Annotated in this window: 12 protein-coding genes; 6 read left to right on the forward strand and 6 right to left on the reverse strand. The window is 75.0% G+C overall.

Annotation, left to right across the window (positions count from 1 at the left end):
• Positions 1 to 54 precede the first annotated feature (54 nt).
• Positions 55 to 1029: an acetylxylan esterase gene (locus ACF1ED_RS02700; RefSeq protein ID WP_391756562.1), complete on the reverse strand. Its 975-nt coding sequence runs from the start codon at positions 1027 to 1029 to the stop codon at positions 55 to 57.
• Between the two features lie 190 nt (positions 1030 to 1219).
• Here ACF1ED_RS02700 and ACF1ED_RS02705 point away from each other — a divergent pair, with 190 nt between their 5' ends.
• The 3 genes from ACF1ED_RS02705 (at position 1220) to ACF1ED_RS02715 (ending at position 6733) form a co-directional block, all read left to right on the forward strand.
• On the forward strand, positions 1220 to 2746 hold the full coding sequence (locus ACF1ED_RS02705; RefSeq protein ID WP_391756805.1) for a Re/Si-specific NAD(P)(+) transhydrogenase subunit alpha: 1527 nt from the start codon (positions 1220 to 1222) through the stop codon (positions 2744 to 2746).
• Between the two features lies 1 nt (position 2747).
• Positions 2748 to 4166, forward strand: a complete 1419-nt coding sequence (gene pntB / locus ACF1ED_RS02710; RefSeq protein ID WP_391756563.1) for a Re/Si-specific NAD(P)(+) transhydrogenase subunit beta — start codon at positions 2748 to 2750, stop codon at positions 4164 to 4166.
• Between the two features lie 290 nt (positions 4167 to 4456).
• Positions 4457 to 6733: a hypothetical protein gene (locus ACF1ED_RS02715; RefSeq protein ID WP_391756564.1), complete on the forward strand. Its 2277-nt coding sequence runs from the start codon at positions 4457 to 4459 to the stop codon at positions 6731 to 6733.
• Here ACF1ED_RS02715 and ACF1ED_RS02720 read toward each other — a convergent pair.
• Positions 6717 to 7163 (reverse strand): anthrone oxygenase family protein, encoded by a 447-nt coding sequence (locus ACF1ED_RS02720; protein ID WP_391756565.1) that lies wholly within the window; start codon positions 7161 to 7163, stop codon positions 6717 to 6719. The two genes, ACF1ED_RS02715 and ACF1ED_RS02720, sit on opposite strands and share 17 nt — an antisense overlap.
• A 91-nt stretch (positions 7164 to 7254) precedes the next feature.
• On the opposite strand from ACF1ED_RS02720, the gene ACF1ED_RS02725 reads away from it, so the two are divergent.
• Positions 7255 to 7833: a TetR/AcrR family transcriptional regulator gene (locus tag ACF1ED_RS02725; RefSeq protein ID WP_391756566.1), complete on the forward strand. Its 579-nt coding sequence runs from the start codon at positions 7255 to 7257 to the stop codon at positions 7831 to 7833.
• Positions 7834 to 7881: 48 nt separating this feature from the next.
• Here the strand turns inward: ACF1ED_RS02725 and ACF1ED_RS02730 are convergent, their stop codons facing one another.
• The 4 genes from ACF1ED_RS02730 to ACF1ED_RS02745 form a co-directional block, all read right to left on the reverse strand.
• On the reverse strand, positions 7882 to 8388 hold the full coding sequence (locus tag ACF1ED_RS02730; RefSeq protein ID WP_391756567.1) for a MarR family winged helix-turn-helix transcriptional regulator: 507 nt from the start codon (positions 8386 to 8388) through the stop codon (positions 7882 to 7884).
• 10 nt (positions 8389 to 8398) lie between these two features.
• Complete coding sequence (locus ACF1ED_RS02735) at positions 8399 to 9145, reverse strand: MBL fold metallo-hydrolase (RefSeq protein WP_391756568.1); 747 nt, start codon at positions 9143 to 9145, stop codon at positions 8399 to 8401.
• A gap of 103 nt (positions 9146 to 9248) precedes the next feature.
• Positions 9249 to 10226, reverse strand: coding sequence for a GlxA family transcriptional regulator (locus tag ACF1ED_RS02740; RefSeq protein WP_391756569.1), 978 nt, complete (start codon positions 10224 to 10226; stop codon positions 9249 to 9251).
• A 156-nt stretch (positions 10227 to 10382) separates the two neighbouring features.
• Entirely contained in the window at positions 10383 to 11315 is a 933-nt protein-coding gene (locus ACF1ED_RS02745; RefSeq protein WP_391756570.1) for a DUF1214 domain-containing protein, read from the reverse strand.
• A gap of 78 nt (positions 11316 to 11393) precedes the next feature.
• Here ACF1ED_RS02745 and ACF1ED_RS02750 point away from each other — a divergent pair, with 78 nt between their 5' ends.
• Complete coding sequence (locus tag ACF1ED_RS02750; protein WP_391756571.1) at positions 11394 to 11855, forward strand: DUF6325 family protein; 462 nt, start codon at positions 11394 to 11396, stop codon at positions 11853 to 11855.
• Positions 11856 to 11892: 37 nt separating this feature from the next.
• A complete protein-coding gene (locus tag ACF1ED_RS02755; RefSeq protein WP_391756572.1) occupies positions 11893 to 12192 on the forward strand; it encodes an SHOCT domain-containing protein in 300 nt (99 codons plus the stop codon).
• Positions 12193 to 12250 lie beyond the last annotated feature (58 nt).

Consider the following 12250-nt stretch of genomic DNA (forward strand, 5'->3'; position numbering starts at 1 on the left):
CCAGCTTGACGCCGGACGCCCGACAGGTCCAGACCAGGGGAGGGGGCAAGGGGACTACCGGGCGCGGAGCCGCTCCGGCAGCCAGGCCAGCTGCGCCGCCTGCTGGAACGCGCCGCCGCCCTCGTGGTCGTTGAAGTCGTAGACCTCGATCGCCTTGTCCTCGTGCGCGTACGCGTTGAACGCCGCGAACACCGTCGACGGCGGGCAGGTCTGGTCCTCCAGCGCGGTGGAGAACAGCGCCGGCGCCGTCGCCCGGGCCGCGAAGTGCACCCCGTCGAAGTAGGCGAGGGTCTCCCGCACCCGCTCCACCCGGCCCCGGTGCGTCTTCAGGTAGTTGCCGATCTCCCGGTACGGCGTCCGGTCCGTCACCGTCGTCGCGCGCGGGAAGTCGCACAGGAACGGCACGTCCGGCGCCACCGCCGCCAGATCCGGCACCAGCCCCGAGACGGCCACCGTGATGCCGCCGCCCTGGCTGATCCCGGTCACCGCGGTGCGCTCCGCGTCCACCAGCGGATGCGAGCGGGCCGCCTCCACCGCGCGCACCGCGTCCGTGTACAGGCGCCGGTAGTAGTACGTCTCCGGAGCCTCCACGCCCCGCGTCATGAACCCCGGGAACGCCGGCGCGCTGCCCACCGGGTCCGCGGTGTCGCCCGGCGCCCAACCGCTGCCCTGACCGCGGGTGTCCATCACGAAGTGCGCGAACCCGGCCGAGGCCCACAGCAGATGGCTGTGCGCGAGCCCGCGCCCGCCGCCGTACCCGAGGAACTCCACGACGGCCGGCACCGGTTCGGTCACCCCGGCCGGGACGACGAACCAGCCCTTGACCGGCTGCCCGCCGAAGCCGGCGAAGGTCACGTCGTACGTCTCCACCGTCGCGAGCCCCGTCGCCACGCGCTCGAACCGCGCGTCCAGCGCGTGCTCCCGCGCCCCGCCGAGGGTCTTCGCCCAGAACGCGTCGAAGTCCTCCGGCTCCACCGACGCGCTGCGGTACTCCCGCAGCCGGTCGAGGGGCATGTCGAACAGGGTCATGAAACACCGCCTGGTCAGGTCGTCACGTTCGAAATGTCGACCGGTCCTGCCCGGCCCGGCCCACCCTAGCCCGGCCACCCCCCGGATTCATATACATGAACGATCTTCGGCCTCCCGCGTGCGAGCCTTCTTCCCGGAGCGGTCCGCGGAGGCCAAGGTGGGGGACGACAGCGGCGAACGGAGGGGTGTGGTGATTGTCGGAGTCCTCAAGGAGGCGCGCGACGGCGAGCGGCGGGTGGCGGCGACGCCCGCCACGGTCGAGAAGATCCGCGGGCTCGGCTACGAGGTCGTCGTCGACCCGGACGCGGGCGCGGCGGCGGGCTTCCCCGACGCCGCCTACGAGGCGGCCGGCGCCCGCGTCGGCGAGGCGGTCACGGCGGACGTCGTGCTCGGCGTGAACGCCCCGCCGCCGGAACTGCTGGACCGGGTGCGCCCCGGGTCCACGGTCATCGCGCTGTTCGCCCCCGCCCTCGACCCGGCGACGGTCGAGGACCTGGGCCGGCGCCCCCTCACCGTCCTGTCCATGGATGCCGTGCCCCGCATCAGCCGGGCCCAGTCCCTGGACGTCCTGTCCTCGATGGCGAACATCGCCGGCTACCGCGCCGTCGTCGAGGCGGCCCACGAGTTCGGCCGCTTCTTCACCGGCCAGGTCACCGCCGCCGGCAAGGTGCCGCCCGCCCGGGTCCTCGTCGCCGGCGCGGGCGTCGCCGGCCTCGCCGCCATCGGCACCGCCGGCTCGCTCGGCGCGATCGTCCGCGCCACCGACCCGCGCCCCGAAGTGGCCGACCAGGTCCGCTCGCTGGGCGGCGAGTACCTGGCGATCGAGTCCCCGGAGACGGAGGTCTCGGCGACCGGCTACGCCAAGGAGATGGGCGACGACTACAAGGCCCGCGAGGCCGCCCTCTACGGCGAGCAGTGCCGCGAGGCCGACATCGTCATCACCACCGCCCTGATCCCCGGCCGCCCCGCGCCCCGGCTGATCACCGCCGGGACGGTCGCCGCCATGAAGCCCGGCTCGGTGATCGTGGACATGGCCGCCGCCAACGGCGGCAACGTCGAGGGCACCGTACCGGGGGAGCGGACCGTCACCGCCAACGGCGTCACGATCCTCGGCTACACCGACCTCGCCGGCCGCCTCCCCGCCCAGGCGAGCCAGCTCTACGGCACCAACCTCCTCAACCTCCTCAAGCTCCTGACCCCCGGCAAGGACGGCCGCCCGGTCCTCGACTGGGACGACCCCGTGCAGCGCTCCGTCACCGTCGTCCGCGACGGCGAACCGGCCTGGCCGCCGCCGCCCGTCCAGGTCTCGGCCGCCCCCGCCCCCGCCGCCTCCGGGGCCCCGGCCCCCGTCTCGCCGGTGCGGACGCCCGTGACACCGGCGCGGCGCTTCGCCGGCGTCGCCCTCGCCGCCCTCGCGCTCTTCCTCGTCGTCGGCTTCGCCCCGCCCGCGCTCCTGCCCCACGTCACGGTCTTCGTCCTCGCCATCGTCATCGGCTACTACGTCATCGGACACGTGCACCACGCCCTGCACACCCCGCTGATGTCGGTGACCAACGCGATCTCCGGGATCATCGTCGTCGGCGCGCTGCTCCAGATCGGCCACGGCTCCACCGCCGTCACCGTGCTCGCGGCCGTCGCGATCCTGCTGGCGAGCATCAACGTCTTCGGCGGCTTCGCGGTGACGCGCCGCATGCTCGGAATGTTCAACAGGAGCTGACATGTCCGCCACCCACGCCGCCCAGGCGGCCTACCTCGTCGCCGCGCTGCTCTTCATCCTCGCCCTCGCCGGCCTCTCCAAGCACGAATCGGCCCGGCTCGGCAACGCCTTCGGCATGCTCGGCATGGCCGTCGCCCTCGTCGCCACCGTCGTCCTCGCCGCCGACCGGGGCATCGGCGCCGGCGCCGCCGGCCTCCTCGCCGCGGCCATGCTCGCCGGCGCGCTCATCGGCCTGTGGCGGGCCCGGGGCGTCGAGATGACCGGCATGCCCGAACTCATCGCGCTGCTCCACTCCTTCGTCGGACTCGCCGCCGTCCTCGTCGGCTGGAACGGCTACCTCGACGTGGAACACCACCCCGGCGGCGCCGAGGCCGCCGCCCTCGACGCGCTCGGCACCCTCGGCATCCACCACGCCGAGGTCTTCGTCGGCGTCTTCATCGGCGCCGTCACCTTCACCGGCTCGATCGTCGCCTACCTCAAACTCGCCGCCCGCATCGACTCCAGGCCGCTGACGCTCCCCGGCAAGAACGCCCTCAACCTCGGTGCCGTCGCCCTCTTCCTCGTCCTCACCGTCCGCTTCACCGTCGCCCCCGCCCTCTGGCTGCTCGTCGCGGCCACCGCCCTGGCCCTCGCCCTCGGCTGGCACCTGGTCGCCTCCATCGGCGGCGGCGACATGCCCGTCGTCGTCTCGATGCTCAACAGCTACTCCGGCTGGGCCGCCGCCGCCTCCGGCTTCCTCCTCGGCAACGACCTGCTGATCGTCACCGGCGCCCTCGTCGGCTCCTCCGGCGCCTACCTCAGCTACATCATGTGCAAGGCGATGAACCGCTCGTTCCTGTCGGTGATCGCCGGCGGCTTCGGCATCGAGGCCCCCTCGGGCTCCGACGTCGACTACGGCGAACACCAGGAGATCACCGCCCAGGGCGCCGCCGAACTCCTCGCCGCCGCCCGCTCGGTCATCATCACCCCCGGATACGGCATGGCCGTCGCCCAGGCCCAGTACCCGGTCGCGGAACTCGCCTCCAAGCTCCGCGACCGGGGCGTCGACGTCCGCTTCGGCATCCACCCCGTCGCCGGCCGCCTGCCCGGCCACATGAACGTCCTCCTGGCCGAGGCCAAGGTGCCGTACGACATCGTCCTGGAGATGGACGAGATCAACGGCGACTTCGCCGACACCGACGTCGTCCTCGTCATCGGCGCCAACGACACCGTCAACCCGGCCGGCGCCGAGGACCCGGGCAGCCCCATCGCCGGCATGCCCGTCCTCACCGTCTGGGAGGCCGGCCAGGTCATCGTCTTCAAACGCTCGATGGCCTCCGGCTACGCGGGCGTCCAGAACCCCCTCTTCTTCCGCCCCAACACCACCATGCTCTTCGGCGACGCCAAGGACCGCGTGGAGGACATCGTCAGCGCCCTGTGACCCGCCGCGCACCCGGCCCCGCCGCCCGGCACCCCCGCGGGACGGTGCCGGACGGCGGCGGTATCGTCTGCGGCAGCCGAGGGGGAAGGCACCGGGATGCACGCGTGCGCAGCGGGACCGGCACGGGCCGGGGCAGGGCCGGTACACCGCGCTCCCCCGTCGCTCCGGACCGGCGAGGAGCCCCGCGCGCGGGCCGGCGTCCGTGCCCGCCCACTCGTCCCGCCCGCCCCGGCGGACGGCGCACGGAACCGCCTGGACGTGAAGGCACGACGACACGGGAGCCCGAGGGCATGACAGCAGTGGTGCACACCGGTTTCGCCTCGCCCGCCTCCCTCCTGAGGGACTGGCGGGAACGCCAGGACAAGGCGCCCCTGCGGGAGTTCCTCGTCCTCGGCCACACCGCCGACCGGCCCTTCCCCGAAGCGGTCGCCGGGCCGGCCCGCGCGCTCGGCGCCCGCGTCGCGGTCCTGGGCGACGCCGGACCCGCCCCGCGCGAGGCCGCCGACGTCCGGCGGGCCGGACGCGACCACCTCCACGGCGTCGCCTCCTGCCACGGCGCCTTCCGCCCCGAACTGGCCCTGCTGCTCGGCGACGACGCCTGCCGCGTCGCCATCGGCCCGGGCGACCCGGCCCGGCCGGGCGGGGGCGTCGAAGACGAGCCGTGGACCGTCGTCGCCACGGACGGCGGCGCCTCCCACCCCGTCCTCGCGGACCTCGCGGACTGGCTGGAGGCCCTGCCGGACGCCGTCGCCGTGACCCCGTGGTGGGCGGACCACCTGCGCCACCTCGCCGACCTCCTGACGGAACTCCACTGCGAGGCCCCGCCCGTGGAACCGGAGGGCCCGGTCGTGGAGCTGGCGCACAACCTCCGCGAGCCCCTGATCGACCGGCTCCCCACCGGCCCGGTGGACGAACTCCGCCTGTACGCCCCCTCCGCGGACCCCACGGGCGAGATCCTGCGCCGCCTGTGCGACCGGCTCTCCCCGGCCGAGGTCGTCCTCGGGATCCGGCCCCGCCGGTCCGGCCACGACGCCGCCGGCCTCCGCGACGCCCTCGCCGGCCACCCCGCCGTCCGGATCCGCGAACTCGCCGGGACCCGGGCGCGCCACGGCAAGCTCGCCGAATGGCGCGTCGGCGACACCTGGCACGCCCTCACGGGAAGCCCCGACCTGACCGGGGCGGCCCTCGCCCGCGCCGTCGGAGACGCCACCGGAGCCTCCGGCGCCGGCGCGGAAGGCCCCGCCCGCAACTGCGAACTCGCCGTCCTCGTCACCGGCACCACCCCGCCGCCGCCGGACGACGCCGAACGCCGCGCACCGCGCGGCGCGGGCGTCACGGTGCCGCGCCTCTCCGGCGGATACGCCGTCGGCGACCTGTTCCGCGACGCGGCGCCGGCGCGCCGGTTCGAGCAGGACGTCATCCGGCTGCGCGAACTCGCCGCCACGGACGCGGGGGTCCCGACGGTGGCCGACTGCCGCCGGAGCCTGGGGGCGGAACTCACCGAAGCGGCCTTCGGCCCCCTCGCGGCGGACGACGAGGACGAGCCGTCGGAAGCCGGGCCGTCCACGGACCCGGGGGCCGGGGCGGAGGAGGGCGGCGCCTCCGTGCTGCCCGACAGCGCCCGCGACCACGCCCGCGACTGGATCGGCGGACTGGCCCGCCGTCTCGCCCGGGAGGCCGCGGAGGGGGAGACCGGCGACGCCCCGACGGCCGGAGGCCGCCCCTGGGCGCTGTCCACCACCCTCCTGGTCACCGCCCTGCACCTGCGGCTCCTCGCCGCCGGGGCCTGGGACGAGGACGACTACGGCTGGCGCGCCGTCACCGCCGACCTCCTCCGCGCCCTCGACGCCACGGACCAGGACCCGCCCGAGGGCCAGCGGCGGCGCCTCGACGCGGTGATCGCCGTGTGCGTGTCCCTCCTCGGACTGCACGGCGACATCGAGGGGCCGGAGGCGGACCCCGTCGCGGCGGCCGCCTGGCGGCTCGGCCGCACCGCCGCCGCCCGCGCCGAGCCGCACCACGCGGCGGACCTCTTCCTGCCGCCCGGCCGCCGCGGCGCCCCCGTGGCCACCGGGGCCGACGTGGAGGACCTGGCCAAGCGCGCCCGCGCCGTCCCCGACCCCGTCGCCGAAGCGCACCGGGCGCTCGACGCCGCCCATCTGAGCGCGGCCTACGAGGCCGGCGTCTGGGAGCTCGCCGGCGAGTTCAGCAACCCGCAGGCGGCCTGCGCGAAGGCCGTCACGCTCCTGGCCGGCCTCCCCGACGGCCTCTGGCCGGGCCCCGTCCTGGCCCGCGCCCACGCCCGCGGCACCGGCGTCCCCTGCTTCATGGCCTGGTCCCGCCCGGTCCTGATCCGCCAGCGCGGCAGGCAGTGGACCGCCTTCCGGATCTCCGCCCCCGCGACCCCCCTGGCCACCTTCCAGACCGGCGCCCCCCGCCCCACGGCCCAGGGCGACCAGGCCCGCCGCGGGCTGGGCCCCCTCCTGGACGCGGCCGGCCTCGACCCCGTCGCCCTCTTCCTCCACCTCCAGCAGGCCCCCGCCCGGGACGTCAGACCAGCGCGGTGACCAGCAGGGTGAAGGCGGCGATGATGACGGCGACGCGGACGTAGTGGTAGCGGTCCCAGCGGTTCGCCTGCTCCTTCCAGTCGGCGGGCCGGTTCTCGGGGGTCCACGTCTTGCTCCGGTCGTTGATCGGGACGAGCAGCAGGACCGACATGACCACGCTCACGACCAGCAGCGCGGCGGCGACGACGACGAGGCCGGTGCCGGGGCGGTCCCACGCGGCGGCGGCCCAGACCGCGCTCAGGACGAGCGAGGAGACGTACCAGACCGGCATCACGGCGCCGAGCATCCGGCCCCCGTGGGCGCGGCCGAGCTGGCCGCCGTCCCCGGGGAGGGCGTCGAAGATCCGGTTCATGACGAAGGCGACGGAGAACTCCACGCCGACCATCAGGCCGACGACCACGGTGGTGACGACCTCGAGCGCGTCGAGCACGATGACCCCTCCAGTTTTCTAGCACTGCTAGCTGATGAGGCAACGCTAGTACTGCTGCCGCTCGTTTGTCTAGCGGTGCTAGAATCGCATCATGTCGGTACAGGAACGCAAGCAGCGCGAACGGGCGGACCGCGAGCGCCTCATCGTGGCCACGGCCCGTGAACTCGCCGAGCGGCAGGGCTGGGACGCCGTCACCACCCGCCGGCTCGCCGAGCGCATCGAGTACAGCCAGCCCGTCCTCTACAGCCACTTCCGCGGCAAGCGCGAGATCATCGGCGCCGTCGCCCTCGAAGGCGCCGCCGAGATGGCCGCGGCGGTGCGCGCCGCGGCCTCGGCGGCGGACGGCCCCCGGGGCCGGGTCACCGCCCTCGCCCGCGCCTACCTCGACTTCGCCGTGCGCAACCCGGCGGTCTACGACGCCATGTTCCAGCTCGACGGCGGCCTGGCGTTCGCGCGCGAGGACACCCCCGAGCCGCTCAAGGACGCCTTCGCGGCCCTGCTGGAAAGCCTCGGCGAGGTCGCCGGGGAGGGCGTCGCCCCGGGGCTGTTCACCGAGACGTTCTGGGCCGCCCTGCACGGACTGGCCACCCTCACCCGGGCACGGCGACTGCCCCCGGAGGACACCGAGCGCAGGGTCCGCCTCCTGGTGGACCGGCTCGCCGCGCCCTGACCCACCCCCCCCGTGAGATGCGAAGGGGCCCGTCACGGGGCCGCCGCGTCAGGACGGACCGCCGGCACCCCCGTGACCCCCGACGTTGGCCACCATCCTGCGCAGCACCTTGAGCGCGGCCACGTACTCCTCGTCGCTGATGCCCTCGTGGACCACGGCGCGCACCTCGGTCGCCAGCTCGCGGATCCGCACCCGGGCGGCCTCGCCGGCGTCCGTGAGGCGCAGGCGCCCTCCGTCGTCGGTCCGGAGCCAGGCGCGGTGGAGCAGCTGGTCGACGGCCCGGGCCACCTCGTGCGGCCCGTCGGCGAGGTGCGTCAGTTGCGCGACGACCTCGTCCCGGCTCGGCGCCGCGGGGCCGCCGTTCACGCGGTTGAGCACCCAGTACTGCGGCTGCGTGACGTCGATCCTGGCCATGGCGTCGCGCAGCCGCCGGGTGACGGCCGCCTGCGTCAGCCCGCACCAGTAGCCGACCGGCTGGGTGGCCAGCATGTCGTCGGTGGCGGCCGGGTCCGCGGGCGCCTGGTCGGTGGCGGTGGTCCTCCTCGATGATTCCATGATCGTCACGCTACCCCCGCGCGGACGGGAGCCGGCCCGCCGCTTCGCGCCGGGACAGCCGCCGGTGCTCCCGGTCGGCCCAGCGCCGGACCCGGTCGGGTTCCAGCGGGGTGCCGTGGCCGACGTGGAGGCTGACGGGGTTCAGGGCGAGCATCTCGCGCAGGCTGGCGAGGTTCCCCGACGGGTCGTCGTGGAAGGGAGGGTTGGCGGGCCGGCCCCGCACGAGGCCGAAGAAGGAGTTGGCGATCAGGTCGCCGGCCACGAGGTCCCCCCGGTCGGTGAGGACGGAGACCGAACCGGCGGTGTGCCCCGGGGTGGGCATGATGCGCGCCGCGATCCCGAAGTCCTCCAGGTCCGTCTCGCCGGTCACGACCACGTCGGGTTCGACCGGGGGGACCTTGAGGTGCAGGTTCCTGTGCCGGGCCATGAGGCGGCCCATCGGTCCGGTGGGCAGGTACGGCTCGCGGGCCCGGCCGGTGCGGTAGGGGCCGAGGTCGGCGACGTGGCCCGCGACGGGCGCCCCGGTCAGGCGGTGCAGTTCGGCGGCGGAGCCGAAGTGGTCGATGTGGCCGTGGGTGAGGACGATCAGCGACACGTCGGCGGGGTCCACGCCGTGGGCGGCGACCTGGTCGTGGATCCTCCGGCCGCTGCCGGGCGTTCCCGCGTCGACGATGACGGGTCTGCGGCCCAGCAGCAGGTACGCGTTGATGTGGTGCCGGCCCATGACCGGGAGGGGGACGACCTTGGTTCGGGACACGGTTCTCTCCTTGGGCATGACTGTCCTCCGCCGCGCGGTGGTCCGCGGGCGGCAGGGGGAGGGGAGGGGAGGGGAGGGGAGGGGAGGGGAGGGGGTGCGGGGTTCAGCGGAAGCGGCGCCGGTACTCGGCGGGGGTGGTGCCGAGACGGCGCCGGAAGGAACGGTGCAGGCTCTCCACGGAACCGAGCCCGCTGAGGGCGGCGATCTCGGGCAGGCCGTGGGCGCTGTCCTGGAGCAGCCGGCGCGCGGCCTCCAGCCGGACGGACTCGACGTACGCGGCCGGGGTGGTGCCGGTGCGCCGCCGGAACAGCCGCGAGAAGTGACGCACGCTCAGGTGCAGCCGCCCCGCGAGGACTTCGGCGGACAGGTCCTCGGCGAGGTGCTCGCCGATCCACACGCGCAGATCGTCCAGCCGGTCGCCGGGCGCCGCGGGAGGGGCGAGCGGCACGCTGAACTGGCTCTGCCCGCCCGCGCGTTTGACGTACATGACCATCGTGCGGGCGGTGGCGAGCGCGAGTGCGGGGCCGTGGTCCTCGGCGACCATGGCCAGCGCCATGTCCATCCCCGCCGCGATGCCGGCGCAGGTCCACAGCCGGCCCTCCCGGATGAAGATCGGGTCCGGGTCGACGGCGACGAGCGGATGGTCGGCGGCCAGCCGCCCGGCCGTCCGCCAGTGGGTCGTGGCGGAACGGCCGTCCAGCAGCCCCGCCGCCGCCAGCAGGTGCGCGCCCGAGCAGACGGACCCCAGCCGGCCGGTACCGGGCGCCACTTCGCGCAGCCAGTCGATGATCCCGCGGTCGAGCACCGGCTCCACCTCGTGGTCGCGCACGCGGACGGCACCCGACACGAGCAGGGTGTCCACGTCGCCTTCCACCTCGTCCAGCGCCAGGTCGGCCATCAGCCGGATCCCGCTGGAGGTGGCCACCGGCTCGCCGCCGGCCGTCGCGACGCGCACGGTGTAGCCGGGCCGGCCGGAGCCGGCGACCCGGCCGGCCATCGAGAACACCTCGGCCGGGCCCGTGACGTTGAGCAGTTCGACGCCGGGGAAGGCCGCGACGACGACTCTGTGCGGTGGGAGCATGCGCCGATCATTCCGCGCCGCCCCCGAGGGCCGCAATGACCATGTTCTGGCAGAACCGGCCATGACGGGGGCGGGCGCCCGGCTTCGTCCGGCGGCCCGCGTCACCGCGTCCGTCCGGCCCGTCGCCGGGCATGACGGCTCCGGGCCCGGCGGGGGTCAGCCGGTGCGGCGCAGGGCCGGCGGGGTCCAGTCGCCGGTGAGGGCGGACTCCTCGGGCCAGTACAGGCGCAGGAAGACGTTGAAGCTTCCCGCGGGGGCGGGGAGCCAGTTGTCCCGGCGGTCGGGTCCGGGGTCGTCGTGCTGGACGTAGATGTCCAGGGAGCCGTCGGGGCCGGTCCGCATGCCGCTGCGGTCGCCGATCGCGTACCGGTCCAACGGGTTGTCGGCGAAGAACTGGCGCTCGTTCATCATCGTGAGGGACCAGAAGCCCTGGACGGGCGGGGTCCGTCCGGCGTCGAAGTGCAGCACGTAGGTGTGGGCGCCGTCGAGGGGCCGGCCGTCGGCGTCGGTGGTGGCGTGCGGGTACAGGGCGTCGGCGTCGAGGTTGGCTCCGTACCCGAACCGGGTGATCACCGCGCGCTTGGCGTAGTCCGTTCCGTAGTCCCCCAGCCCCCGGTGCACGGCCCAGCCGCCGGTCTTCGCGGACTCCGCCCGGGCGAACAGCTCGCGCAGGGCCTCCGGGCCGCGCCGCGCGCCCGCGTCCAGGACGGCGAGCTCCTCGGAGGACAGGCCGTCCAGGCTCGCGCCGGGTGCGATGCCGAGCTTGGCGAGGGTGCCCAGGAACGGGGCGTCGGCGGGGTCGGGGGGATTGTCGGCCATCATCCGGTTGAGGAGGGCGAAGTAGTCCCGGCCGCCGAGCGCGTGGACCTGCTCGACGGGCGCCGTCGTGGTGTCGGCGCCGGCCGGGACGGGCACGTCGGTGGGCGGGGAGTAGTCGTCGGGATCGCCGGTCCACCGCGACAGCGGGATCAGCCGCGCGGCCCCCCGGCTGCCCGGCGGGTCCGCCGAACGGGTGGCGGGGACGGCGGCGGGCCGTGCGGCGGCCCGGGGCCGCCGCGAAGGTGCGCGCGCGGTCGCGCGATGCTGCAATGGGAGGCGGCAACGAGTGCGGCCGGGGGCGTGGCCGCCGCACGGTCGAAGGCCGAGAGCCGCCAGCGAGGAGTCGGAATGAGCGTCGACGAATTCTCCGAGATGGGCCCCGTGGACTTCCTGATCCTGGAGTTCCCGGGAAACCGCATGACCGGAGAAGGGCTGCCCCTGCTGCTCGACCTCGTCGAGCGGCGCGTCATCCGTGTCCTCGACCTGTCCTTCGTCCGCAAGGACGAGGACGGTTCGGTCACCGCGCTGAAGGCCGCCGACCTGGACGGGGACGGGGAACTCGACCTGGCCGTGTTCGAGGGCGCCTCCTCGGGCCTGCTCGGCGAGGACGACCTCCAGGAGGCCGCCGCCGTCCTCGAACCCGGCAACTCCGCGGGCGTCCTCGTGTACGAGAACCTGTGGGCCGTGCCCCTGGCGGCCGCCCTGCGCCGCGGCGGAGCACGCATGGTGGCCAACGGAAGGATCCCGGCCGAGGACCTCCTGGCGAGTCTGGAGGCCGTCGAGGCCGAGACCGCCGCGTCCGGCTCCTGACGGCTCCCGACGCCCACCCGACGACAAGGAATCTGTCATGCCCGGTCTCCTTCGCGGTGTCGCGCGCACCGCGGTCATCTCCGGTACCGCCACCGCCGTGTCCAACCGCGTGTCGCGCCGACAGGCGGGCCGGTGGGCGCAGCAGGACTACGAGCGCGCCGCCGCGGCCCCCCAGCAGACGTACGCCGCTCCGCCGCCGCCCGCGCCCGAACCGCCGGCCGGGGTGTCGATGGACACCAAGATCTCCCAGCTGAAGGAGCTCGCCCAGCTCAAGGAGCAAGGGGTGCTCTCCGAGGCCGAGTTCGAGGCCCAGAAGAGCCGCATCCTCGGCGCCTGATCCGCCCCCGGCCGCCCGCGCCGCTTCCTCGGCCGCGCCGGAGGGGAAACCCCTCCGG

Source organism: Streptomyces sp. NPDC014656, assembly GCF_043084305.1.
In the GTDB taxonomy this organism is placed as follows: Bacteria; Actinomycetota; Actinomycetes; order Streptomycetales; family Streptomycetaceae; genus Streptomyces.

Coding starts and splice junctions, on each gene's coding strand:
- ACF1ED_RS02700 (WP_391756562.1), bottom strand. CDS start 1,029: ATGACCCTGTTCGACATGCCCCTCGACCGGCTGCGGGAGTACCGCAGC.
- pntB (WP_391756563.1), top strand. CDS start 2,748: ATGTCCGCCACCCACGCCGCCCAGGCGGCCTACCTCGTCGCCGCGCTG.
- ACF1ED_RS02715 (WP_391756564.1), top strand. CDS start 4,457: ATGACAGCAGTGGTGCACACCGGTTTCGCCTCGCCCGCCTCCCTCCTG.
- ACF1ED_RS02725 (WP_391756566.1), top strand. CDS start 7,255: ATGTCGGTACAGGAACGCAAGCAGCGCGAACGGGCGGACCGCGAGCGC.
- ACF1ED_RS02730 (WP_391756567.1), bottom strand. CDS start 8,388: ATGGAATCATCGAGGAGGACCACCGCCACCGACCAGGCGCCCGCGGAC.
- ACF1ED_RS02740 (WP_391756569.1), bottom strand. CDS start 10,226: ATGCTCCCACCGCACAGAGTCGTCGTCGCGGCCTTCCCCGGCGTCGAA.
- ACF1ED_RS02750 (WP_391756571.1), top strand. CDS start 11,394: ATGAGCGTCGACGAATTCTCCGAGATGGGCCCCGTGGACTTCCTGATC.
- ACF1ED_RS02755 (WP_391756572.1), top strand. CDS start 11,893: ATGCCCGGTCTCCTTCGCGGTGTCGCGCGCACCGCGGTCATCTCCGGT.